Here is a 21887-nt window from a genome sequence, read left to right as displayed (position 1 = left end):
CCATGCGGGAAGTGACCATCGAGCGGAACACCAACGAGACCCAGATCGAGCTGACCCTGAACCTCGACGGCGCAGGCCGGTATCAGGTGGACACCGGCTGCGGCTTTCTGAACCATATGCTGGAGCTGTTTGCGCGGCACGGGCGCTTTGATCTGGTGCTCACCTGCCACGGCGACGTGGAGGTGGATTATCACCACACCACCGAGGATGTGGGCATCGCGCTGGGGCAGGCGTTCGCCCGGGCGCTGGGCGATATGCGGGGCATCCACCGGTACGGCAGCTTCTATCTGCCCATGGACGAAGCCCTCATCCTCTGCGCCGTGGACATCTCGGGCCGCTGCACCCTGAACTGGGACATCCATTGCAACACCGAAAAAGTCGGCGACTTCGACGTGGAGTGCGCCAAGGAATTCTGGCTGGGCTTTGCCCGCAGCGTGCCGGTTACCGTCCACTTCGTTCAGTTCGCGGGCGAGAACAGCCACCACATCCTTGAGGCCGCGTTCAAGGGCGCTGGCCGTGCGCTGGCCGATGCCGTCCGCATCGATGCGGCCCATCGGGACGAAATTCCTTCCACGAAAGGACTGCTGGTATGATATGCATCATCGACTACGGCGTGGGCAACCTGTTCAGCCTGAAATCGAGTCTGGCCCATCTGGGGCTGGAAGCGAAGGTCAGCGCGGACGCCGCCGACATCCGCGCCGCTGACCGGCTCATCCTGCCGGGCGTGGGCGCCTTCGGGGACGCGATGGCAAAACTTGAGGCCACCGGCCTTGTACCGGTCATCAAGGAAGAAGCGGCGAAGAAGCCCCTCCTCGGCATCTGCCTCGGGATGCAGCTGCTGTTTGAAAAGAGCTACGAGTACGGCGAACACGACGGCCTTGGCTTCGTGCCGGGGCAGGTATGCCCGCTGGCTCCCGACCTCGGCGACAAGAGCCTGAAAGTGCCGCAGATCGGCTGGAACGCCGTCCACATCCTGCGGGACGACCCGCTGTTCAAGTACGTCAGGGACGGCGAGTATTTCTACTACGTCCACAGCTACTACGGAAAAAACTGCGCCGCCAACACACTGGCCGTCAGCGACTATTCCCTGCCCGTCACCGGCGTGGTGAAGGCGGGCAAGGTGTACGGAACGCAGTTCCACCCGGAGAAAAGCGGTGACGCAGGGCTGCGGCTGCTGAAAGCATTTGCGGAATTATAAGGAGAAACGAAAATGCAGCTATTCCCAGCCATTGACCTGCGGGGCGGCAAAGTCGTGCGCCTGATGCAGGGCGATTACGACCGGATGACCGTCTACGGCGAAGACCCCTGCGCCCAGGCACGGGCTTTTCTCGAAGCCGGGGCAAAAAACCTCCACGTCGTCGATCTGGACGGCGCAAAGGACGGAACCCTTTCCAATTACGACACCATCGCCGCGCTGGCAAAGCAGGGCGGCCTGTATATCGAAGTAGGCGGCGGCATCCGCACCGAAGAGCGCATTGAAAAATATCTCTCTTTGGGCGTGGGCCGGTGCATCCTTGGAAGTGTGGCCGTGACGAACTTTGACTTCACGGCCCGGATGCTGAAAAAGTACGGCGAAAAAATTGCCGTGGGCGTGGACGCCAAGGAAGGCTATGTGGCGATCCACGGCTGGAAGGACGTCAGCGCTGAGCCGGGCGTGGCCTTCTGTCAGCGTCTGGCTGAGGCTGGATGCAAGGCCATCATCTACACCGACATTGCCTGCGACGGCGCGATGAAAGGCACCAACCTTGCCCTCTACCGCCAACTTGCAAAAGAAGTGCCAGGCGTGGCCATCACGGCCAGCGGCGGTATTTCCTCGGAAAAGGAGCTGCTGGAACTGGAAGAGATGGGGACTGCCGCCGCCATCCTCGGCAAGAGCCTGTACACCGGTGCGCTGGATCTTGGGCGCTGCGTCGCGCTGGTGCAGAAGTAAGGAGCAAGACCATGATAACGAAACGCATCATCCCCTGTCTGGACGTCCGGAACGGACGGGTCGTCAAGGGAACGAACTTCGAGGGCATCAAGGATGTGGCCGACCCGGTGGAGATGGCCCGGATGTACAACGCGGCGGGTGCCGACGAGCTGGTGTTCTACGACATCACGGCCAGCGCCGAGGGCCGCGCCCTCTTCACCGACATCCTCACCCGGGTGGCCAGCGAGATCTTCATCCCCCTCACGGTGGGCGGCGGCGTCAACACGCTGGACGATTTCGACCGGGTGCTCAAGTGTGGTGCCGATAAAGTCAGCGTCAACTCGGGCGCACTGAGAGACCCCGGCCTCATCCCGGCAGCGGCCAAGCGGTACGGCGACCAGTGCGTGGTCCTCTCCGCCGACGTCAAGCGGGTGGACGGCCAGTTCCGCGTCTTTGCCAAGGGCGGGCGCGAAGACACTGGCCGGGACGCGCTGGAATGGATCAAATGGTGCGTGGACAACGGTGCAGGCGAAGTGTGCCTCAACAGCATCGACACTGACGGTGTCCGGAACGGCTTCGACCTCGAGATGCTGGACGCCGTGGCGGCCCGGGTGAACGTCCCCATCATCGCCAGCGGCGGCGCGGGCAAAAAGGAAGACTTCCTCGAGCTGTTCCATCATAAAGGCATCGACGCGGGCCTTGCGGCGGGCATCTTCCACCAGAAGCTGCTCACCATCCGGGAGCTAAAGGAATACTTAAACGAAAATGGCGTGGAAATGCGGCTCTGAGCCCTTGCGTTTGCCCGCCGAATACGCTAAACTATAGCTGTCCCCCTGCGGGGAAGGAGAAACATTATGGATCTGAAATTTGACGAAAAGGGCCTCATCCCGGCCATCGTGCAGGACCACTACACCAAAGAGGTGCTGACCCTCGCCTACATGAACGCCGAGACGCTGGCGCTGACCATCGCGGAGGGCCGGACGGTGTTCTGGAGCCGCAGCCGTCAGGAGATATGGCGCAAGGGCGAGACCAGCGGCAACGTCCAGCGTGTGGTGTCCATCACCGCCGACTGCGACGCCGACGCGCTGGTGGTTGAGGTCGTCAAGAGCGGCCCCGCCTGCCACACCGGTGCCGAGAGCTGCTTTTTCAACGAAGTGTATGTTTCCCCGGAGCTGAAGCAGTTCAGCTGGCAGGGGCTGTATGACCTCATCAAGGGCCGCAAGACCAGCCCCAAAGAGGGCAGCTACACCACCTATCTGTTCGAGAAGGGCAAAGAAAAGATCCTCAAGAAGGTGGGCGAAGAGTGTACTGAGGTCATCATCGCGGGCGAAAAGGAAGACAAGGCCGAGACGGTCTACGAGATCAGCGATTTGGCATACCATGTGCTGGTGCTGATGGTGCAGGCCGGCATCACGGTGGAGGACATCACCCGCGAGCTGGAAAAACGACACGTTATCGACCACAAGGTCAAACAGGAAAGGATGCAGTGATTCACTATGGCAGATTATAAGAAGTCCAGTGTCCATTGTCACTCGACGATGTGCGACGGCAAAAACACCTTGCAGGAGATGGCCTCCGCTGCGTGTGCGCAGGGGCTGACCACACTGGGCTTCACGGGCCATAGCTATACCCAGCGCGACCGTGAATACTGCATGAGCCCCAGCCGCACGGCCCAGTACAAGGCCACCATTGCCAAGCTCAAGACCGAGTACAAGGGCAAGGTGGACATCCTCTGCGGCATCGAGTGGGACCTGCTGAGCGAGGACAAGCGCACCGGCTACGACTACTGGATCGGTTCTGCGCACCACCTCTACGGTAAGAACACCGGCAAATACTACGAGATCGACTTCCGTCCCCAGGATCTCCACGACTGCATCTACGACGACTTCGACGGCGACCCTCTAGCCGCTGTGGAAGCATACTTCGCCGAGGTGGAGAAGGTGGCGGCCATGGGCCCCGACATCCTCGCCCACATCGACCTCATCAAGAAGCTGAACGCTGCCGGTGAGTTCTTCGACGAAGAGTCGCCCCGCTATAAGGCCGCAGCCCTCAAGGCGCTGAATGCTGCCAAAGAGCACGGCTGCCTGCTGGAAGTGAACACCGGCGGCGTCTACCGCGGCTACCGCAAGGACTTCTACCCCGGCGCATGGCTTCTGGGCGAGTGGCAGAAGATGGGCGGCAAGGTCATCATCACCTCCGACGCCCACGATGTGGACAGCCTGACCTTCGGCTTCGACGAGGCTGCTGCTGCCGTCAAGGCCGCAGGCTTCAAGAGTGTGGAAGTGCTGACCGTCAACGGCTTCGAGACGCAGGAGCTGTAATGATCTGAAAATATTGAAAAGGGCTGTTGTACAGCGGAATCAACCTCTCCGTCAGCGCTGACGCGCTGCCTGAGAGGTCGTACCTGTACAGCAGCTCCTTTTTGTGACTATGGAGGAACGCTTATGACCCAGTCCCCTGCGAAAAAATCATTCTTCAACCGGAACGTCGATTTGATGAACGGCCCCATCTTCAAGAGCTTGCTCATCTTTATGCTGCCCATTCTGGTGTCGTGCCTCTTCCAGCAGCTCTATAATACCGTGGATACCATGATCGTCGGCAATGTGCTGGGCGATACCGCCCTTGCCGCCATTGGCGCCTGCGGGGCCATCTACGAGCTTCTGGTTGGATTTGGTATCGGTATCGGCAACGGCCTCGCCATCGTCGCAGCGCGCGCCTACGGGGCTGGAGACGATGACCAGCTCAAACAGACCGTGGCGGGTTCCATCGTCATCGGCATCATCGCGTCGGCGGTCATCACGCTGGCGGGTGCGGTGGGCCTGCATCCGCTGCTGGAACTGCTGGACACCCCGGCGGAAATTTTAGAGGACGCCTACGGCTATATCATCATCATCGACTTCGGCGTCATCGTCATGTTTGCCTATAACCTCTGCGCCGGCCTGCTGCGGGCCATCGGCAACAGCTTCATGCCGCTGGTCTTCCTCATCCTCTCGTCGGTGCTCAACGTCATCCTCGACCTCTGGTTCATCGCTGCGCTGGGCATGGGCGTGGCCGGTGCCGGTGTGGCGACGGTCATCTCTCAGGGCGTGTCGGTGGCGCTCTGCATCCTGTATGTCTTCCGCAGCGCCCGGCTGCTCCTGCCTGAGAAAAAGCACTTCCATGTGGAGAGCCGCCTCTATTGGGAGCTGTTCAGCCAGAGCATCTCCATGGGCCTCATGAGCAGCATCGTCTCGGCGGGCTCCGTCGTTTTGCAGTACGGCATCAACGGCCTCGGTACGCTGGTCATCGCGGGCCACACCGCGGCCCGAAAGCTCTTCGCTTTTACGGATATGCCTCTGACGGCGATGGCCTCTGCCTGCTCGACCTACGTCTCCCAGAACTACGGCGCGAACCATCCCGACCGCGTCCGCCGCGGAATGCGGGACATCTATCTCTACGGTGTCGTGGTGGCTGTGGCGGCTATCCTGCTTATGAGTGTGGGTGCGGAGTGGATGGTAAAGCTGGTGTCCGGCTCTTCGGAACCGGTGGTGCTGGAAAACGGCGCGCGGTATCTGGTCTGGAACGCACCCTTCTACGCCGTGCTGGGAATGCTGCTCTCCACCCGCTACGCTCTGCAGAGCATGGGCGAGAAGGTGCTGCCCCTGCTGTCCAGCGTCATCGAGTTTCTGGGCAAGATCGTCTTCGTCCTGCTCTTCATCCCCCGCTTTGAGTATAACGCGGTCATCCTCTGCGAGCCGGTCATCTGGTGCTTCATGACCATAGAACTGCTTATAGCATACCGGCATAATTCCTTCGTGTTTCCGAAGATGAAAAAATAAAAGAACTCCCCGCCATGCAGCTGCACGGCGGGGAGAAAGAGGGAGGAAAATTTCAGATTCAGAGGGCCGAATAGCCGAAGCTGTTCACCAGCGCGTCGATGTGCTGGCCGGCCTTGCACATGGGGCAGTCGCGGCTGTCGAAGCTGGCGTAGTCGGGCAGGCTGGAGGGGTCGAAGATGGAGGTGACCGGGATGCCCAGACACTCGTGGGTGGTGGCGAAGATGGCCGACAGGCCCGCCACGGTGCCGCCGTAGTAGTTGACCGCCTCGATGGCCGCCTGCACGGTGTAGCCGGTGGTGATGGAGGCCGACAGGATGAGGACGTGCTTGCCCCTGACCATCGGGGCGAGGTTGTCGCGAAGGATGATCTGGCTGCCGCTGGTGTACTCGGGGGTGATGACGTAAATCGTCTGGTGGGCATTCATGTTGGCAAAGCCGTCTTTGGTCAGCTCGTTGGCCAGACAGGTGCCGATGACCTGTGTACCGTCCAGACAGAGCACGGTGTCCACGATGGTGCTGTGCTGATAGGCAGCTACCAGCTCCTTGGCGACAGCCTTCGCCTCCGAGAGGCGGGCTTTCTGGGTGGTGACGTCGATGTAGTAGTTGATGTGGCTGTGGCTGGTGGCGAAGTGGCCCTTTGCCACGCGCAGGAACAGACTGCTTTTGTTGGTGGGAAGCTTTACCATATTGATCATAACTGCACACTCCTGTTCTTGTGAAATCAGGCAGGACGCCCATCCCTCAAAAGGAAACAGCGCGGCGGCACATCTGTCCGGCCGCTGCGCTCCCCGGTTGGTATGCTCTTATTGTAGCAGGAAAAGCACCTTATGCACAAGACACAAAACCACTAAAAATCCTTGCTTGCGTTTTGGCAGAATGACGGAGAGGGGCAAACAAAAACGCCCAAGGCGTGAGCCTTGGGCGCAGAGTGCAGAAAATAGATTATTCAAGGGTGATTTTACCAGTGACGCTATCCTTCTTGGCAGTCATCTTCCAAGTGCAGAAAGCACGGGTGTAGCCGCTGTTGCCGCTGCTGGCCTGAATGCGGGGCCAGTACTTCAGCTCGACCTTGTCGCCATCCTGAATATCGACAGGGGTGATGGTGAGCTTGAAGTCCTTTGCACCCTCACTCTCTTTCAGATCAAATTCAGGGTCGGTAATCGTGATATACTGCTTGGCGTAGTTCTTCTCATTCTTACCGCGGGTCACAGTAAGCTCAAAGCACTCATTGGTCACATACAGAGGAACCTTTTTGGTGGTACACTTGATGTTGACGGTGCAGGTGAACGTAGTGCCAGTATAAGCAGGTGCCTTGGTGGGAGCGTCCGTGCTCTTATAGGTCTTGAAGGTACCCATCAGCTTCAGGGTGCTGCCGATTTTACCGGTCTTCTGATACTCATCCTCACCACAGCCGGTCAGCAGGCTGGAACCAGCCACAGCCACGGCAGCGGCGGCGCTGTACTTCAGGAAAGAGCGGCGGTTGAATTCTAAGGACATGATCGTTCCTCCTTTATGTAGAAACACAGAAATCATTGTACTGCCCCGAAGGGCGTCTTGCCTATACAATAGGCGAAAAATGAGCAGATGTCAATGCTTTTCACAAAAATTTTGTGGGGAAGCTCTGCCCTTTATGACGGAATTTCGTCTCAGAAAAATGCCTTAGACCTGCGTCAGGTCAGAAGAGTTCAGAGAGAAGGTGAGGCTCTTGTTTGCCACGAAGGTCGGGGTGAAGGTGACGCTCAGCTTCTGCCAGCCGGTGGGGACACAGCAGATCAGCTGGATGTAGCCTGCGCCCTGCGGGGGCAGATTGGTGGACTCAGAGAAGCTCTGAGCGGCGGCATCATAGAGCTGGATGTAAGCGCCGACCTCGGCCTCAGCGCCGTCGCAGACAGCGGTGAAATCGGTGGTGGAGGCGGCCAGAGCGTGGAAGTACTGACGGGCGACATCAAGCTTGGTAGCCTCATCGTCCAGCGGATAGGCGGCATCCAGTTCGGCGAGGTTCTGTGCGCCGATCTCAAACGTGGTAGCGCCGGAGCGGTTCACAGCGGTGACGAGCACAGCGACATACTCGTGGTCGGGCAGGTCGGGAGTGTTGGTCATGGTAAAGACACTGGTGAGCTGGACACCCAGATTGTTCCAGTTGCTGACCTTGTCGCCGACCTTGACTTCGATGGCGTTGCTGGTGCTGGAACCGCAGCCGCCCAACATGGCAGCAGCGCCCAGAGCTGCTGCGGAGGCACCGGTACACTTGAGGAAGGTGCGGCGGGAAATTTTATTGGACATGGATGTGTCCCTCCTTGAATTCGCTTTATTATGAAGTACGATGAAAATGTTCTATCTTGTTTATAACATCTTTTGCACGCAGATGCAAGCAAAAAACGGCAGAATTTACACTAGTTTCACAGAGACTTAAGTGCGGTCCTCTCCGGTCAGTTCCCGGGCGCGGGTCTCGCTGGTCTTGACCAGATTGAGCAGGCTGGGAGTATACAGCGGGTATTCCCGGGTCAGGCTCTCGGTGGTCATGGCGAGGCAGGACGGGTCGGCCACGCCCTCGCCGCCGGGCAGCGCTTCGCCGGCCAGCAGGGCCTCCACATTGGCCTGAGCCGAGTGCATCACAGCGTCGGAGTAGCCGGGCCAGCGCCGGGCGTCCACGCTGAACATGCTGGGGGCATTGTGGGACTCGGCGGAATAGAGCAGACGGAACATCTTGGCCACGGCGGTCATCAGGTAGGCGCTCACCTCGGTGGTCAGGGCCTTGCTGTGGCACTCGCCTATCTTGGCGTAGAGCACGTTCAGGCTGTTGGAGATGAGCTTTTTGTTCATCGTGGGCAGGACGCTGCCGTGGTAGATGTTGTCCTTCATCTTGTCGGGGTTGGGGATGTCCTCTGCCGAGAGCATCATGCCGTTGCGCTCTGCCGAGCGGCCCAGCAGATAGTCGCAGGAGACATTATAATAGTCTGCCACCCGTACCACAAAATCCAGGCCGCACTCCCGGATGCCTTTTTCGTAGTGGGAAAGCAGGGCCTGCGAAACGCCCAGATCCTCTGCCGCCTGTTTCTGGGTGATGCCGCGCTCCTTGCGCAGCAGTTTGATGATACGATTGAACTCCATGATGTTTGGCTCCTCAGATAAAAATAGGACTTCCTTGATTTTTGGTTTACAGCACGTTGATTATACACAATGGAAAACGACTTGTAAAGCGAAAAAGTGACGGTTTTTCCGCCGGAAATTCGGCGTTTTTGTCAAAGGGGTTGCTCTTTCTACCATATCTATGTTAAAATAAACCTTACCGGCATATATTTAGTGTCTGATGATGCCGGAAAAATCAGCAGAAAAGCAAGATTTGTGCGAATCAGCACAGGAATAGATAGCTCATAAGAGGTGTTTTTACATGAAAACCTTTAAGCTCCATCTCATCCGCCACGGCCTGACTTCCGGCAACTTACAGGGCCTTTACATCGGCAGCGGCACGGACATCCCCCTGTGTGACGAGGGCCGCGCCCAGCTGGCCGAGCTGAAAGAGCGGTTCGAGTATCCGCAGGTGGATACCGTCTTCTCTTCCCCGCTCATGCGCGCCGTGGAGACGGCCAACATCCTGTTCCCGAATGCGACCCACCAGTTCTCGGTGCATGACCTGCGGGAGGCCGGTTTCGGCGTCTTTGAGAACCATCCCGTCAAGGAGCTGGTGAAGAACGAGGACTTCAAGAAGTGGATCACTCCGGGCTCCGGCTTTGTGCCGGAGGGCGCAGAGCCCACGGAGCAGTTCCATGCCCGCTGCTCGGAGACGCTGCTCAAACTGTTCGAGTATATGATCCGGATGGACGTCACCGAGGCCGCCTGCGTGACCCACGGCGGCGTCATCATGAGTATGCTGAGTCAGCGCGCCCTCCCCTCCCGCCACCCCGAGCAGTGGATGGCTGACCCCGGCTGCGGCTACACCGTCCAGACCGACATTCAGCTCTGGATGCGCGACCGTCTGGTGGAGGCCATCGACATCGTCCCCTTTGGCTATGCCGACACCCTGCGGGGTCAGGCGGAAGCCGAGGAGAATGAAGCATTCGAATAAGAAAGAACGCTCTGCCGCCCTGCGATTTTGCCGCCGGGCGGCATTTTTGTACTCTTTTGGTACAAAATCAGCAAAGAAAACGCAAAACCTGCGGCAGAACGCTTTCAAACCCTTGACAGGGGGCAAAGAAACCGATACTCTATAAAGTGAATGATTTTTCTCGCTGCAAGGAGGAGTCCCCGATGTCTCAGTCTCTTTCCCGCCGGTCGTTCCTGAAATGCGCCGGTTCGGGTGCGGTCAGTCTGGCTGCTGCCCTGCTCACAGGCGTTTCGGCGGCTGCGGCACAGCCCCGCGTGATGGGCCAGCCTGCTCTGCTGGACGGCAAGGCGGCGGTGGAGCTGCTAGGCTATGCGCCTGCACCCGGGCTGGGCGGCGTGTTGGTCTACCTCTCGGTGGAGAACCTCTCGGCCCGCACCCTGCCGGTGGGCGCAAGCTACCTCCACAGCCGGGATGTCTCGACCCTGAAGGAGCTTTACAGTCTGGACAGCGGTGTGACCGCTCGCTGCGGAGGCGAGAGCATCCCCTGCGGCAGCTTTGCGGCACCGCTCTACGCGGAGAACGCCGCCGATGCCTCGGCCTTTACGCTCAACCTCGCCGCCGGGCGCGGCGCGATGCTCCATTGCTTCTGCGCTGTCCCGGAGGATTGGGAGACGCTGGAGCTGAGCTATCGCCCCGCCTTTGCCGCCGGACAGCCGGTGGAGTTCGTGGTGCGCCGGGACGCCGACGCCGTCCGCCTCGGACCGGTGCCGGCGACGCCTGCGGAAGTCGGAAGCGTTGTAGATTTATAAGTTCAGTAGGACGTAACACCAGCTGCGGAGCAGCAAATCGGAGAAGTGAGAAAAATGCGTTTAGCGAAGCGGCTAGCATTTTTCCACTTCGACTTCTCCTTCGGGGTCTGAAAGGGGCGAGCAGCCCCTTTCTCGTGCCTCCCGCGCTTCGAAAGTAGCGGGTGCTTTTCTGGTTCTCTTTTGGCACGCAAAAGAGAACGTAACTTGACGGAAAATCAATTTGCCCCTCGCGGCAAGCGAGAAGATGCAAAAAAGACTTCTGCACGGTGAAATGCAGAAGTCTTTTTGTTTATCCAAGAATCTCTTCTCCGCTGGAATTTGTGACCGTCAGCTCCTGTCCGGTCAGACTGGTGACAAGAGCGGTATAGCTCGTCCCAGCTTCGATGTTCATGGTGCGGCCATCGGCGTCGTAAAGCAGCAGCGTGTTGTCCCGGCCCTGCGTCCAGGTGATGGTCCACAGATGCCCGCCGTTGAGCCAGACGCCGCCGCCCATGCTCAAATCGTAGTCGTAGGTCCTGCCGTCGTCCCGCAGCTCGGAGGCGCTGAACAGCACCAGCAGATTATCGAACCCGGCCTGCTGGCCGTTGTTGGCGTCCAGCTGGGGCGTGCCGTCGGCGTGGAGCATCCGGTAAAGCCCGCTGTCGGCGTCGTAGGAAAAGCCGGTGGCGTTGTCGTCGTCAAAGCAGACCCGGACATTCACCGCGTCCGGCGCGGTGGCGTCCGGCAGTTTGCCGTCTGCTTCCTGCGGAAGAAGTGCAGGGAGGGACAGCACTGCGTCGGCCCCGGAGGAAGCACTGTCCGACGCAGCAGATACGACGTTCGTCACCCGGGATTCCGTCAGAACAGAGGAGATACTCAGCTCGTCCAAGACATTAGAGATGGCCTCGCCGCTGGTGTACCACAGCGGTGCGTTGCTCCACTCACTGCCGCAGTCGAAGGCGGTGCGCCCGGCTTCCAGAGCATCCACGGCCCGGATGGAATAGTAATCGAGGAAGTTCTGGTCGAACTGTCCCCCGCCCCGCTGTACCGGAATGGGCTGCTGACCCACCAGAAGCCGCCAGTAGATGTCCTGACCGGCGGCCACCGGTCCGACCTTCGGGGTCGCGGCCAGCGCCGGATAGACGAGGCAGAGCTCAGTGGACGTACCTACCTCGGTGAGGGCTTCCAGCACCACCGACGCCGAGGAAAGGCCCCACTGAGTGGTGGAGGCAGTGCTGTTCTCAATGGCCACGGCCACCGGACGCTGGCCCTGCCACTCGAGGGCAAGGCCGGTGAGCGGGTCGGTGGGAGCGGGCGTTTCCGGCTCACTGTCGCTGGGCAGAAAGGCGCAGCCTGCCAGCAGCGCGGCGGCCAAAATGAGGCAGAGCGCAGTTCGAATGCGTTTCATTGTCATGTCCCTCATGGGCTTACTGGTAGCTGAAATTGCTCAGCTCGTCGTTGTCCACCAGTGCAAAGTAGGTCTTGCCCCGGTTGAGGGTCATCTCTTCGCCGGACTTGGTGTAAAGCTTGAGGGGGTTGGTGGGATAGGTCTTTTCCCAGCGGCCCACCTGCACGCCGCCGCGGGTGAAGAGGTAGGCGTCGCCGCCCTTGATGTACTGCACCTCCTGCACGTCATGGGAGTCGCCTGCGTAGGCGTCCATGTCGGCGAAGCAGACCACGACGTTCTCGAAGGTGAGCTGCTCACCGGTCAGCTCATCGACGGTGTTCTCGGTGGCCTTCTTGGAGGAGTTGTACATCTGCATCGCGTAGGTGTGGCTGAGTGCGGAGTAGCTGAACGAGGTGCGGTAGCTCTCCGAATGTACGATGGTGATTTTTTTGGCCGAGGGTTCACCCTTGAGTTTGTTGACCTCGTCGGTGCGGTAGTCGGCGAAGTGGAAGAAAGTCCCCTCGCTGGGAGCGTAAAGGCTGATGCCGGCATCAGAAGCGGCTTTGCAGATCTCCTTGCCGGAGGTGAACTCGGTGTGCTCGTAGGCCACATCGCGGCCGCGGTTATTGCGGTGGGAGACGATGGGGTGGATCGGGGTCTTGAAATAATTCTTGCCGCCGATGTTCAGCCCGGAGTAGCCGTACACGCTGACGAACTGGGTGCAGAAGATGCTCTCGCCGTCGTGGTAGTAGAGGATGTCCCAGGGCATGAGCAGCTGCAGGAACTGGTCGCGGCCTGAGCGGATGGGGCCGACCTCGGGGATGCTGTCGGCGTCGCTGAACACGGCGCACAGGCGGGTGATGCCGCCCTCGACCTTGGCCTCGATGAGCAGGTCGGCGCTGCCGATGCCCCGCTGGGGGCGGGCATTCTGGCGCTGGGAGTTGGCGATGTTGTTCACCATCACAGCCACCGGGCGGCTGTTGGTGCTGCGCTCGTCGCCGGTGAGGATGTCGGCGTCGTACTCGGGCATGACGCCGACGGCCGGGTCAAGCTGTTCGCCCTCGGGCGGCGGGGTGACGGCCATGTCGCTGGCAGCTTCCGACGAAGCAGCGGTCTCCCCTTTTTTTGCCAGACCCTTAAGCAGGCCGGGCAGCTTGCCGCCCAGCGCGGCGCTTCCAGCCGCAGAGCAGCCGGTCAGGGCCAGCGCTGCCGCTGCCAGCCCGGAAATATGAAGGACAGACCGACGAGAGATTTTCATGATAAAACAGCCTCCTATCAAAAAGCCCCGCCGCATACGAGCCGGGACCGTGCGTTCTGCTTTGATTGTACTGGTTCGCGCCCCATTTGTAAAGAGGAAGTTGCCGCCAGAATATTCGCGTCCCAGAGAGGTGACAGTAAAACTGGCTTTTATAAAAGGAACGGGTGCTTTCCCGGCGGGGGTCTGTGTGCTGCGGAAAGGCACTTTTTTGCGCTTTCCTCTTGCTTTTTTGGCGCGGGTGTGGTAATATTATTCGGCAGTATCTGTAAATCTGAAAATATGCGCTCGTAGCTCAGCCGGTAGAGCATCTGACTTTTAATCAGAGGGCCAGGGATTCGAGTTCCCTCGAGCGCACCAAAATCCCACGAAGAATCGTAAGATTCTTCGTGGGATTTTCCATTTTCTGGGGCTCTGCACACTTTTGCACACTTTTTGCACACCGGCGGGAAAGCCGTGTTTTTCCTTGCATTGTCTGCATTCTGTGCATTGTGAGCGTTTTTTCCATACTTTTTTCAGGCGAACAGCAGGCGGGTAAACTCACGCCGCTGCTCGGGGTTCATCTGTCGGACAACTTTCAGCATCCCTTCCGGGGTGATCTGGATGCTGTCCGGCAGATTTTCTTTTACCGGCACAGAGCCGGATTTGGGGGAACCGATGTCCTGTGAATAGAAGTCTGCTTCCAGCTTCTCAGCCAGCTCCAACCGGGGCTTGTCCTGCGTGTGGGCGTAGGTGTCCATCAGGATGCCGGTGGTGGCGTGACCGGTGTTGCCCTGCACGGCTTTAATGTTGCCGCCGGATTCAATCAACTGGTAAGTGGCACTGGAGTGGCGCAGACCATGGAACACGATCTTCTCAAACTCCGGGTGCTCCGCACGCCATGCGCGGTACCATTTAGAAAGGGCTTCCGGGGCAACAGGCATACCGTTGGGCAGGCGGAAGAGCTGGCCACAGTTGCGATATCTGCCATCCATGGCAAGCTCTTCCTGCCGGAGCTTTTCCAGCCAAGCCAGCAGTTCATCTTTCAAGGGTCTCGTCAGATAAAGGGTGCGGCTGGATTTCTTGGTTTTCGGCTTCTTCAGCACCAGTGCGGAGCTGCTGCCCTCACGCTGGTCGGGGAAGATGTGGTAGATCTGGTTCGGATCGGTCTTTTCCAGTGCAGCCTTTTCGGTGCGCTGTAAGCTCCTGCCGACCGTGATGGTCCCACGTCCATCCGCTGCATCGAAGTCGATGTCTCCCGGCTGCAAGCCGAGGATCTCTCCGACACGCAGCGAGAGGATCATGCTCAGATGAACAGCAAGGTGGAGCGTAGGGTCGGTCATGGTCTGCAACGCAGCAAGCATGGTCTTTTCGTCCCAGATGGCACGTTCTTCCGAGGTCGATTTCGGGGCTTCTCTCGGAATCGGTGACTTGAGGAGCAGACCCCACTCAACGGCATAGGAAAAAGCAGTCTTGAGCATGGCGTGGACTTCCCGGATGGAAGCACCCGTCAGAAACTGCCGCTTCTGCTTGTCGGTGAGCGTTTGCTTGACACCCTGCTTATACAGTCCGCGCGGTGTCCGGCTCAGCGTAGCGTAAAACTGTTCGAGGTCATACGTCTGAACCTTCTGAATCTGTTTCTTGCCGAGATAGGGTATGACAAGATTCTGGATCATGGCTACCGTGTGGGTGTAGGTCTTGGGTGCCCACTTGTGCTTGCTGGACTGAATGGGAAGCCACTTGTACAGCATTTCCGCTACCGTCATTGCATCGGGTATGAGGAACGTACCGTCCAAGAGTTCTTTCTCTACCGAGATCTTGCGGTCTTGCGCTTCCTTCTTGGTTTTGAAGCTCTCCCAGCCTTCACAGATCCGGCCAGCATGGTCTTTGTATTTGAAACGAACGGAGTAGGAATCTCCGCGCCTGAGAATAGATGCCATAGATGTTCCCTCCCTCAGACCGCTGCAAACCAATCGTCAAAGCTCTGCTTGCTCACCCGGATGCTGGTACCGAGGCGGATCACCTTGAAATCTTTCGTGGTGTTGCACAGATTGTACGCAGCACGGTTGGAGATCGCCAACAGTTGGGCGATCTCCTCCACCCGGTAAACGAGCGGGGCATGTCGGACGGTTTTGCTGGTCTGGTCAGAAGGTTCTACGGCAGGGGTTTCGGACAATTTCATTGTAGGGGATTCGGGCGCGATTTTCAAGTCCTCACAGGTCAGTTTGGTGGAATTTTTGCGGACATTCGTCATAGGCATGTCTCCTTTGCACTTCTCCAGACCCGGCGCAGTTCCGGTTGAGCTGCACCCTGTGGGCCGGTAAATATGTAAGGGCCTGCCGCTCCTGACCCGAAGCAGCAGCCCAAAAAAGTGCGAGAACTTGAATTTACGCGCCCCACGCGCCCCAAACCGCACAAAAGTACCTTCCTGTGTTGATTTTATAGGGCGCATGGCTGAATTGTATGCGCCCTTTTGGGGCGCATCTTGCCTTCTCTCCCGCCCCGAAGGGCGTGTTGCCGCCCCACATCCGCCCGAAAAGGGCAGATACGCGCCCGGAGAAAACAGCGATAACAAGTCAAAACTACTGATTTGGGGCGCGTAGGGCGGGAGAATTTCACTTTTCGTGTGTTTTATGCCGCAGCAAAAGCGGGGTGGACGCATACGCCCCGGAAGCCGCGGTACTTTCCCTCGATGTGCTTGGAAAAGGTCAGACCATACTTCCCTGCATTTTTCAGCAGGAACTGGCTGAACTTCTTTTGCGGAACAGGCGATTCCAGATTATCCTCGCACCACTTGGTGTAGGCGCGGTAGAGATAGGTGGAGCGTTCCTCGGTGTCGGGCTTGAAGCGGACATACGCACTGGCCTGCATGAACTGGGTCAGGTTGTCGCTGTCCGCCATAGCTGCTTCAAGGTTCTGGATGGAGCGCTCGCTGATGGTGAACTGATAGCGGTTCGCCATCAGACGGTGCAGCCCCTCCAGCATCCACAGCAGGATGCCGGGACGCTCCTCGGACAACTCTTCGATGAGGAAGGGATTATCCACCCGGGCAGGGTCACGGTCTTTCACCGTGATGAGGATCTGTCTGCGCCAGAAGCCGTCGCTGTCATCGTGAGCGGCCACAAGGTTGCCATTGCCGAAGCAGATGAAACGAACGTACAGCAGGCCTTGGACAGCCTGCTTGTTTTTCCGCTCGATGCACAAACGGTCCTCGGCGGTGACGATGGACTTGATGTTCCGTGTTTCGGGCAAAGCCACCATGTTCAGGTCGTCATCGACCATGACCAACTTGTACTCCAGATTTGCACTGGCAAAGCGGTTCGTTTCGATGCGGAGGATGGATTCGGAGTGAGAGGCTTCCCCGAACAGCTTCTTCAGCAGCAAGCCGATGCGGGATTTTCCCTCGCCGCCCTTGCCGGTCATGACCAGCATCTTCTGCGCCTTGGTAGACGGGATCAGGAGATAGCCGAGATATTCCTGCAAGGTCAGAATGTCCTCCGGGATGAGCAGACCGTCCAGAAATTCCAGCCACTTGGTCGGTGCGGGGGCATCGGGCTGGTATTCCACGGGGAGCCGGTTCAGGCAGAGTTCCTTTTCCGGCACAAATCCCCGCTCGTCCAGAAAGTAGGTTCCGTTCTGGAGATGGATGCGGTCAAGCTGGGGTTTCCATTCAGGGGTATAGGTTTCGATACGGAGTGCGTCCAGAACCTGCTTTTCCTTCTTGGCAAGGTTGTCGAGCACAAAGTCACGGAGGTCGCTGTGGACTTCGTAGAGCAGTGCGTCCTCGTCTACCTCGCCGTTCTGGTCGAACAGCTTCTGTTTCAGGCACATCATGGGGTGTTTCTCTAAAAGGTACTGGCAGTAAGCGGTTTCACGCACTTTGCCCTTACTGTCTACCCAAGGGCATTCGCATTCTTCCTCTTCTTCCAGTTCGTCCTCATCACGCCAATCTTCGTTCCTCTTTTTCCAGTCGCTCATGCAATCCCTCCCAATACTTCCGTAGCTCGTTTTCGGTCTGCGGGTCCGGGAGCACCGAACAGTCCAGATAATATTCAACGATGTCAAGGTTCTTTATCGCTTCAAGAAAGCAGGGGTGAAGTTCTTCTGTGGGTGACTGCGGTGAGTATCGGACCCGCCAACGCTGCAGACAGCGGTAATAGTCCAGCAGCTGCTGCCGGACGGTGGGCGGTCTGCGGGGAGCAAGCCGCACCTTGCCGTCGGCAAGTGCCATGCCGAAGTCATCCTTCAACTTTTCCACAGCCTTGTAGGGAGAAAGTTGAAAAAGTCTGCCGACAAAATCGATCACATCGCCATCTGCCTGACAGGCGAAACAGTGGAAACGGCTGTCCACCTTCATGCTGGGGTGTTTATCCCCGTGGAAGGGGCAGCACATCATACCGTTCCGGTTTACGGCGAAGCCGTATAGCTCCGCTGCCTGCCGGGTCGAGATAGCGTTTTTTACGTCCGAAAAGACAGAGGTGCTACCCTCCGTCCCAATGGGTGGGGTACAGGCGAAAGGACGAAGCCCGGTGAGGGGCGTGGGTGAGGTTGGGTTTATTCACACATCGATCCGTCAGAGTGTTGTTCATTTGACCTCCTGCTGCGGTACGGCGTGGCCGCGCTCCTCCTTGCGGAAGAAGGCTTCCACGTTCTGTTGTGCGGTGCGGAGTTCACGCAGTTCGATCTGCGCTTTCTTGTAGCGGGTGTAGAACCTGTTTTTCTCCGAGGAAAGGGTCTGGTATTCGGCATCCAGCTTTTTGAGGTCCGGCAGCGTCCTGAGCCCGTTGGCCTTGAAATAGGCGCAAGCGGCCTCGTACACAGCAAGCTCTGCACGGTGCTGCTCTTTGAACTTGGCGGGATTCCGCACAGTCTGGAGCTTCTGTGCAAGAGGCTTGTACTGCCGATAGACCACAAGATGCCCGCGCAGCTCCTTGAGGGAGACCACGCGGGCATCCAAGTCTTTGACCACCGCCAGTGCATCGTCGTGCTGGGTTTGCAGTTCGGCAATGCGCTGGTGCAGGGCATCTTCGCTGAGCAGCTTTTTCTCCTGCAGGAGACACAAGGTCTGCGACCAGCGTTTGAGGTTGAACTTTTTCGCCCAACGCTCATAGCCGATGCCCTTGCCTGCAGCAACGTTCGCCTGAATGTCAACCAGTTTCCTGATCTTATCCGGCTTCTTCTCGCTGCTGGGCTGGATGATGGCGGCAAGCTTGATGTTCTGGGAGAGGGCGGTCAGCACCTGCTCTTTTTCCAGTTTCTTGCTCAGTTTCTTGGCAGTGATGAACTTTGTCCGACCGGGCGGGCAGTAGCTCAACCGGCCTCGGCTCTCATTCACGGCGATGCCGTATTCCTGCATGAGCAATGCAGAAAATTCCTCGAAGGTGGTGGTCTTGTTCAGCACGGAGTAGATCTGCTTTCGCAGTTTGTCCAGCTCGGTCTGGTAGACGGTCTGGGTGGGCTGCTGCCCTTCGGCGGCAAGTTTGGCGTTGGCATGGTCGAGACGGCGTTGTCCGCGCCGCTGCGCCCAATACTCGCGCTCCGAAACATGGTCGCCTTGGGCTTCCAGCAGATTGATCTGGTTCAGATCGGCTTGCTCGCACATCTCCATGACTGCGACACGGAGGTGCCGGAGCATGGCAGAAGTGCAGCGGTGCTTCTTGCCCGCTTCCCAGTCGCATGGCTTGTCCATGAAGGGCTGCCGTTCCACGGTGCGGACACGCAAGCTGCCGATGACGATGTGGACGTGGATGTTTCCCGCACTGTTGTGACCGTCCGGGTGGGTGCAGACGATGGCGGGATGACCGGGGAAGTTGTCCTTGCAGAACTGCAAGCCAAGGGCTTGCGCCCATTCCATGGTCAGGCCGTTCTCCACTGCGTCCTTCGGGTCGAAGCTCACAATGTAGTGATGGGTCTTCACGTCCTCCCGCCCGCCGTTCTTGCCGTACTTGCGGTTGGCAATCAGGCAGGCCATAGCAAACGAAGATTCGCCGCACTCAAGGGTGTCGAGCAGGTACGAATCCCGCAGCTTGGGTCTGCCTTTCTCGTCCAGAATGGGCAGACCGGTGTACTCGTTGTGCTGAAAGGTGAGATAGCTTTCGGCGGCGGCATAGTTAGAGTTTTTCGAGGTCAAATGCTTGATGGTTGCCATACAGTTCACCAACCGTTTCTTCGGCTTTCAGCCGAAAGTTCGTGAGCGCGGACAGTTCCTCCAGTATTTGCGCCCGGAGCTGCTCGGTGTCTTTGCCGCCGGAGTTAAAGTGCCGTGCAAGCTGGTTGAGGTTGCTTCCCACCTTGCTGCACTGGGCAGACAAGGCGGCAAGCGCCGCCAGTGCATCCTCGCCGCCCTGCGCCACCACAACGGTGTGCTTGACGTTCACGCCGTACAGGACGCGGCGGACGAGTTCGGATTGGGTGAGGTGGAGTTTTTTGCAGGCGTATGCGATCCGCAGTTTTTCTTCTGCGGTCACTCGGACTTTGATGATGTGTGTCTTTCGTTTTCGCGGCGTATCATTGCGGTTCTTCTTTGCGTGTACGTTCGGACTTTTCATTTCAGCCATATTCGACCTCCTGTGAAAATGATAAATGCCCGCTCCGGGATGGAGAGGGCTATGTAATGCGACACGCCGCTTTTGCGCTGAAACCAGCGCAATGCTGGAGCAGGGTTTGGGGAAGGCACTCCCCAACAAGTGGCAGACCATGTGACAGAACATTTTCAAGCATTGAAAATTTGTGGCCACAGGTCGATACTTGCTTTCGCCCTTTCCGTGCAACACTGAAAATTTCAGAAGTCGAACCGCAATGCACGTTGAAAATTTTGCAGAGCAAAACGTGTGAAAAGGCAAAGCCCCTGCTCATGGTCACCGTTCACACCGAACGCAGTTCCTGCCCCTGTTTTGCAGCGGCGTTGTCCGGCTCGCCCACAGAAAGCGTGAGGTCATGGCGCAGTATCTCGTTCAGACGGCTTATGAAAAATTCAAGGTGCAGCTTCCCAAAAGAAAAATACCGCCCTGCAAGACAGGCGAAAAATTTTGTCGGGTGAAACGGCGGCAAAACAAATCGGGTGTGTTGCGGGGCGGTAAAAATCTTCATGGGGAATAAACCCTCACCGTTCTGTACTTTTCTACAAATTTGGTGGGATTTGCGATAGAGGGTATCATGGATTGCAGGGCGCGTCAAGATGGTTTTGCAAAATTTATTGTGGTAAAGCGGTGATAGTAGGACTTATTATTTGAAGCAACATAAAATTCAGCAGTTCTGCGATTGATACCATTCATTGAAATAGCGGTTGCTTTCCTCTTCATTGTGAACCCATTTTTTTGATGATTTGAAGGCATTGAATGGAGGACTGTACCCTCTCAGCGGCGTGATTTCCTGCACGTCTTTGACATTCCGATGCTGGATAATTTCAAACTCACTGCGCTCTGGAAGATATGCAATCACCTTGTCGGCGTGAATTGTTCCTTGATATACATGGCAGGGGCAGCGGTAAAAAAGTTCACTGCGGTGTGCAAACCATTCAGCAACATCGTAAGAGAGCGACCATGAAATAGAAAGCGGTGCGCGCTCAATGCTGCCGATGCCGCCGCGATATACGGTAAACATCTCAATGTCTCTTACGCTCTCCGGCAGAGCATCGCGCCAGTTGTCAGGACGAATGATTTTGGCTCGGCGGACATACTTCCGAATGATGGGAGAATGATCGCCGTGACTGTAATAATGTTGTAAGGCGTACCGACATTTGATTTCAAGAGGCATCAGATGTTCGCATTTGTACAGCAGGTCTTCCATCATCTTGGCATCGTAGAAGGAATATTTTTCAAAGGTTTGCCAATCTTGGTCATGGGCAGCTTGAACAGCCTCTTGGAATCTGGCGTTGAGAAACAAATTGTCTCGATAGATCACGCTTCGGGTCGCCTCCTTGTCATGGTTTGTTGAAAGGTTCGCAGTTCCTGTCCTATAAAAGAAAAGAACCGCCCTGCAAGACAAGCGAAAAATTTTGTCGGGTGAATCGGCGGCAAAATGAATCGGGTGTGTTGCGGGGCGGTAAAAATCTTCATGGGGAATAAATCCTCGCCGCTCTGTACTTTTCTACAAAATTGGTGGGATTTGCGATAAAGAGTATCATGGATTGCGGAGTGCGTCAAGATGGTTTTGCAAGTTTTATTGCAGTGAAGCGGTAGAAGTGTGACTTCTTGTTGCATGGCGGTCATGCAGAATCAGCCTTTGCTATGGCTCATCCGATGTGCAAAGCTAAGTAAAAGAGTCAGGTCTTCTTCGTCTAAAGTACGCATTTCAGATAAGATTGAACTAATGAGTTCGGGATGCAGGCTCTCGGTATCAAAAAATTGCATCGGCGTAATATTGAAATAGTCACAGATATTGAAGAATTGTGACATGGAAGGCAATGCTTTTCCAGAACTGATACCTTGGATATAATTTTTGTTTTGGCCTAAGTCAAGGCTCATCTGGTATTCTGAAACATTTCGTTTCATGCGGAGTTCCGTAATGTGTTGACGAATGTACAGGGCATAATCCACTTTGTTCACCTCATGAAAAATCATACATGGAAACAAAGAAGAAGGTTCCATATACAAAACCTTATTTTGCCCGGAACCTAGATTGATAATACAGATACAATGTGGTAAAATGAAAAAGAACTAGTTGAAACGACAGAACAGTTCTGGAAAGCTAAGATGCCAGCGGAGGT

At 57.2% G+C, this 21887-nt stretch carries 25 protein-coding genes and 1 tRNA gene; 11 read left to right on the top strand and 15 right to left on the bottom strand.

Annotation, left to right across the window (positions count from 1 at the left end; genetic code table 11):
- The first annotated feature begins 2 nt into the window (after positions 1–2).
- The 7 genes from hisB (at position 3) to J3349_RS10290 (ending at position 5727) form a co-directional block, all read left to right on the top strand.
- Complete coding sequence (hisB, locus tag J3349_RS10320; RefSeq protein ID WP_207677358.1) at positions 3–593, top strand: imidazoleglycerol-phosphate dehydratase HisB; 591 nt, start codon at positions 3–5, stop codon at positions 591–593.
- A complete protein-coding gene (hisH, locus tag J3349_RS10315; RefSeq protein ID WP_207677357.1) occupies positions 590–1198 on the top strand; it encodes an imidazole glycerol phosphate synthase subunit HisH in 609 nt (202 codons plus the stop codon). Before hisB ends, hisH begins: the two co-directional genes overlap by 4 nt.
- A gap of 12 nt (positions 1199–1210) precedes the next feature.
- A complete protein-coding gene (gene hisA / locus J3349_RS10310) occupies positions 1211–1930 on the top strand; it encodes a 1-(5-phosphoribosyl)-5-[(5-phosphoribosylamino)methylideneamino]imidazole-4-carboxamide isomerase (RefSeq protein ID WP_207677356.1) in 720 nt (239 codons plus the stop codon).
- Positions 1931–1941: 11 nt separating this feature from the next.
- On the top strand, positions 1942–2697 hold the full coding sequence (hisF, locus tag J3349_RS10305; protein ID WP_158402897.1) for an imidazole glycerol phosphate synthase subunit HisF: 756 nt from the start codon (positions 1942–1944) through the stop codon (positions 2695–2697).
- 66 nt (positions 2698–2763) lie between these two features.
- Entirely contained in the window at positions 2764–3399 is a 636-nt protein-coding gene (gene hisIE / locus J3349_RS10300; RefSeq protein ID WP_015566040.1) for a bifunctional phosphoribosyl-AMP cyclohydrolase/phosphoribosyl-ATP diphosphatase HisIE, read from the top strand.
- A 6-nt stretch (positions 3400–3405) separates the two neighbouring features.
- On the top strand, positions 3406–4230 hold the full coding sequence (locus J3349_RS10295) for a histidinol-phosphatase HisJ family protein (protein ID WP_207677355.1): 825 nt from the start codon (positions 3406–3408) through the stop codon (positions 4228–4230).
- A gap of 123 nt (positions 4231–4353) precedes the next feature.
- Positions 4354–5727 (top strand): MATE family efflux transporter, encoded by a 1374-nt coding sequence (locus J3349_RS10290; protein ID WP_207677354.1) that lies wholly within the window; start codon positions 4354–4356, stop codon positions 5725–5727.
- Between the two features lie 58 nt (positions 5728–5785).
- On the opposite strand, the gene J3349_RS10285 is transcribed toward J3349_RS10290, so the two are convergent.
- From J3349_RS10285 to J3349_RS10270, 4 genes are all read right to left on the bottom strand, one after another.
- Entirely contained in the window at positions 5786–6421 is a 636-nt protein-coding gene (locus tag J3349_RS10285) for a phosphoribosyltransferase (protein ID WP_015566035.1), read from the bottom strand.
- A gap of 247 nt (positions 6422–6668) precedes the next feature.
- The gene (locus tag J3349_RS10280) at positions 6669–7223 is read right to left on the bottom strand and encodes a twin-arginine translocation signal domain-containing protein (protein ID WP_207677353.1); all 555 of its coding nucleotides are present in this window, start codon (positions 7221–7223) and stop codon (positions 6669–6671) included.
- A 162-nt stretch (positions 7224–7385) separates the two neighbouring features.
- Positions 7386–8009 carry a twin-arginine translocation signal domain-containing protein gene (locus J3349_RS10275; protein ID WP_207677352.1) on the bottom strand — a complete coding sequence of 208 codons (624 nt, stop codon included), beginning with the start codon at positions 8007–8009 and terminating at the stop codon, positions 7386–7388.
- 126 nt (positions 8010–8135) lie between these two features.
- Positions 8136–8837, bottom strand: a complete 702-nt coding sequence (locus J3349_RS10270; protein ID WP_149795035.1) for a helix-turn-helix transcriptional regulator — start codon at positions 8835–8837, stop codon at positions 8136–8138.
- Between the two features lie 280 nt (positions 8838–9117).
- Here J3349_RS10270 and J3349_RS10265 point away from each other — a divergent pair, with 280 nt between their 5' ends.
- The 3 genes from J3349_RS10265 to J3349_RS10255 are packed head-to-tail and all read left to right on the top strand — an operon-like array spanning position 9118 to position 10580.
- Entirely contained in the window at positions 9118–9792 is a 675-nt protein-coding gene (locus J3349_RS10265) for a histidine phosphatase family protein (RefSeq protein ID WP_207677351.1), read from the top strand.
- Complete coding sequence (locus J3349_RS10260; protein WP_160141221.1) at positions 9776–9937, top strand: hypothetical protein; 162 nt, start codon at positions 9776–9778, stop codon at positions 9935–9937. Before J3349_RS10265 ends, J3349_RS10260 begins: the two co-directional genes overlap by 17 nt.
- A 37-nt stretch (positions 9938–9974) precedes the next feature.
- The gene (locus J3349_RS10255) at positions 9975–10580 is read left to right on the top strand and encodes a Tat pathway signal sequence (protein ID WP_207677350.1); all 606 of its coding nucleotides are present in this window, start codon (positions 9975–9977) and stop codon (positions 10578–10580) included.
- A gap of 289 nt (positions 10581–10869) precedes the next feature.
- Here the strand turns inward: J3349_RS10255 and J3349_RS10250 are convergent, their stop codons facing one another.
- Complete coding sequence (locus tag J3349_RS10250; protein ID WP_207677349.1) at positions 10870–11967, bottom strand: DUF3048 domain-containing protein; 1098 nt, start codon at positions 11965–11967, stop codon at positions 10870–10872.
- Positions 11968–11986: 19 nt separating this feature from the next.
- Positions 11987–13204, bottom strand: coding sequence for a DUF3048 domain-containing protein (locus tag J3349_RS10245; RefSeq protein ID WP_207677348.1), 1218 nt, complete (start codon positions 13202–13204; stop codon positions 11987–11989).
- Positions 13205–13485: 281 nt separating this feature from the next.
- Between J3349_RS10245 and J3349_RS10240 the strand changes: the two genes are divergently transcribed.
- Positions 13486–13561 (top strand) — tRNA-Lys (locus J3349_RS10240).
- A gap of 155 nt (positions 13562–13716) precedes the next feature.
- Here J3349_RS10240 and J3349_RS10235 read toward each other — a convergent pair.
- The 9 genes from J3349_RS10235 to J3349_RS10195 form a co-directional block, all read right to left on the bottom strand.
- Positions 13717–15120: a site-specific integrase gene (locus tag J3349_RS10235; RefSeq protein WP_207677347.1), complete on the bottom strand. Its 1404-nt coding sequence runs from the start codon at positions 15118–15120 to the stop codon at positions 13717–13719.
- A 14-nt stretch (positions 15121–15134) separates the two neighbouring features.
- On the bottom strand, positions 15135–15440 hold the full coding sequence (locus tag J3349_RS10230) for a helix-turn-helix domain-containing protein (protein ID WP_097774241.1): 306 nt from the start codon (positions 15438–15440) through the stop codon (positions 15135–15137).
- Between the two features lie 371 nt (positions 15441–15811).
- Positions 15812–17158 (bottom strand): phage/plasmid primase, P4 family, encoded by a 1347-nt coding sequence (locus J3349_RS10225; protein ID WP_207677346.1) that lies wholly within the window; start codon positions 17156–17158, stop codon positions 15812–15814.
- On the bottom strand, positions 17121–17576 hold the full coding sequence (locus J3349_RS10220; protein ID WP_154256847.1) for a CHC2 zinc finger domain-containing protein: 456 nt from the start codon (positions 17574–17576) through the stop codon (positions 17121–17123). Before J3349_RS10220 ends, J3349_RS10225 begins: the two co-directional genes overlap by 38 nt.
- Positions 17577–17765: 189 nt before the next feature.
- Complete coding sequence (locus tag J3349_RS10215; protein ID WP_154256846.1) at positions 17766–19328, bottom strand: relaxase/mobilization nuclease domain-containing protein; 1563 nt, start codon at positions 19326–19328, stop codon at positions 17766–17768.
- Positions 19291–19737: a plasmid mobilization relaxosome protein MobC gene (gene mobC / locus J3349_RS10210; RefSeq protein ID WP_154256844.1), complete on the bottom strand. Its 447-nt coding sequence runs from the start codon at positions 19735–19737 to the stop codon at positions 19291–19293. Before mobC ends, J3349_RS10215 begins: the two co-directional genes overlap by 38 nt.
- Positions 19738–20044: 307 nt before the next feature.
- Positions 20045–20269 carry a hypothetical protein gene (locus J3349_RS10205; protein ID WP_238078076.1) on the bottom strand — a complete coding sequence of 75 codons (225 nt, stop codon included), beginning with the start codon at positions 20267–20269 and terminating at the stop codon, positions 20045–20047.
- A 156-nt stretch (positions 20270–20425) separates the two neighbouring features.
- Positions 20426–21082 carry a hypothetical protein gene (locus J3349_RS10200; RefSeq protein WP_207677345.1) on the bottom strand — a complete coding sequence of 219 codons (657 nt, stop codon included), beginning with the start codon at positions 21080–21082 and terminating at the stop codon, positions 20426–20428.
- A gap of 314 nt (positions 21083–21396) precedes the next feature.
- Positions 21397–21672 carry a helix-turn-helix transcriptional regulator gene (locus tag J3349_RS10195; RefSeq protein WP_097774240.1) on the bottom strand — a complete coding sequence of 92 codons (276 nt, stop codon included), beginning with the start codon at positions 21670–21672 and terminating at the stop codon, positions 21397–21399.
- Between the last annotated feature and the right edge of the window lie 215 nt (positions 21673–21887).

Source organism: Faecalibacterium sp. Marseille-P9590 (genome assembly GCF_017377665.1).
GTDB lineage: Bacteria > Bacillota > Clostridia > Oscillospirales > Ruminococcaceae > Faecalibacterium.
This window is presented reverse-complemented; position numbering and strand designations above follow the sequence as displayed.

What these genes read in the sequence shown, in the direction of transcription:
- hisB (WP_207677358.1), top strand. Translation starts at nt 3, where the DNA reads ATGCGGGAAGTGACCATCGAGCGGAACACCAACGAGACCCAGATCGAG.
- hisH (WP_207677357.1), top strand. Translation starts at nt 590, where the DNA reads ATGATATGCATCATCGACTACGGCGTGGGCAACCTGTTCAGCCTGAAA.
- hisA (WP_207677356.1), top strand. Translation starts at nt 1,211, where the DNA reads ATGCAGCTATTCCCAGCCATTGACCTGCGGGGCGGCAAAGTCGTGCGC.
- hisF (WP_158402897.1), top strand. Translation starts at nt 1,942, where the DNA reads ATGATAACGAAACGCATCATCCCCTGTCTGGACGTCCGGAACGGACGG.
- hisIE (WP_015566040.1), top strand. Translation starts at nt 2,764, where the DNA reads ATGGATCTGAAATTTGACGAAAAGGGCCTCATCCCGGCCATCGTGCAG.
- J3349_RS10295 (WP_207677355.1), top strand. Translation starts at nt 3,406, where the DNA reads ATGGCAGATTATAAGAAGTCCAGTGTCCATTGTCACTCGACGATGTGC.
- J3349_RS10290 (WP_207677354.1), top strand. Translation starts at nt 4,354, where the DNA reads ATGACCCAGTCCCCTGCGAAAAAATCATTCTTCAACCGGAACGTCGAT.
- J3349_RS10285 (WP_015566035.1), bottom strand. Translation starts at nt 6,421, where the DNA reads ATGATCAATATGGTAAAGCTTCCCACCAACAAAAGCAGTCTGTTCCTG.
- J3349_RS10280 (WP_207677353.1), bottom strand. Translation starts at nt 7,223, where the DNA reads ATGTCCTTAGAATTCAACCGCCGCTCTTTCCTGAAGTACAGCGCCGCC.
- J3349_RS10275 (WP_207677352.1), bottom strand. Translation starts at nt 8,009, where the DNA reads ATGTCCAATAAAATTTCCCGCCGCACCTTCCTCAAGTGTACCGGTGCC.
- J3349_RS10270 (WP_149795035.1), bottom strand. Translation starts at nt 8,837, where the DNA reads ATGGAGTTCAATCGTATCATCAAACTGCTGCGCAAGGAGCGCGGCATC.
- J3349_RS10265 (WP_207677351.1), top strand. Translation starts at nt 9,118, where the DNA reads ATGAAAACCTTTAAGCTCCATCTCATCCGCCACGGCCTGACTTCCGGC.
- J3349_RS10260 (WP_160141221.1), top strand. Translation starts at nt 9,776, where the DNA reads ATGAAGCATTCGAATAAGAAAGAACGCTCTGCCGCCCTGCGATTTTGC.
- J3349_RS10255 (WP_207677350.1), top strand. Translation starts at nt 9,975, where the DNA reads ATGTCTCAGTCTCTTTCCCGCCGGTCGTTCCTGAAATGCGCCGGTTCG.
- J3349_RS10250 (WP_207677349.1), bottom strand. Translation starts at nt 11,967, where the DNA reads ATGAAACGCATTCGAACTGCGCTCTGCCTCATTTTGGCCGCCGCGCTG.
- J3349_RS10245 (WP_207677348.1), bottom strand. Translation starts at nt 13,204, where the DNA reads ATGAAAATCTCTCGTCGGTCTGTCCTTCATATTTCCGGGCTGGCAGCG.
- J3349_RS10235 (WP_207677347.1), bottom strand. Translation starts at nt 15,120, where the DNA reads ATGGCATCTATTCTCAGGCGCGGAGATTCCTACTCCGTTCGTTTCAAA.
- J3349_RS10230 (WP_097774241.1), bottom strand. Translation starts at nt 15,440, where the DNA reads ATGCCTATGACGAATGTCCGCAAAAATTCCACCAAACTGACCTGTGAG.
- J3349_RS10225 (WP_207677346.1), bottom strand. Translation starts at nt 17,158, where the DNA reads ATGAGCGACTGGAAAAAGAGGAACGAAGATTGGCGTGATGAGGACGAA.
- J3349_RS10220 (WP_154256847.1), bottom strand. Translation starts at nt 17,576, where the DNA reads ATGATGTGCTGCCCCTTCCACGGGGATAAACACCCCAGCATGAAGGTG.
- J3349_RS10215 (WP_154256846.1), bottom strand. Translation starts at nt 19,328, where the DNA reads ATGGCAACCATCAAGCATTTGACCTCGAAAAACTCTAACTATGCCGCC.
- mobC (WP_154256844.1), bottom strand. Translation starts at nt 19,737, where the DNA reads ATGGCTGAAATGAAAAGTCCGAACGTACACGCAAAGAAGAACCGCAAT.
- J3349_RS10205 (WP_238078076.1), bottom strand. Translation starts at nt 20,269, where the DNA reads ATGAAGATTTTTACCGCCCCGCAACACACCCGATTTGTTTTGCCGCCG.
- J3349_RS10195 (WP_097774240.1), bottom strand. Translation starts at nt 21,672, where the DNA reads ATGAAACGAAATGTTTCAGAATACCAGATGAGCCTTGACTTAGGCCAA.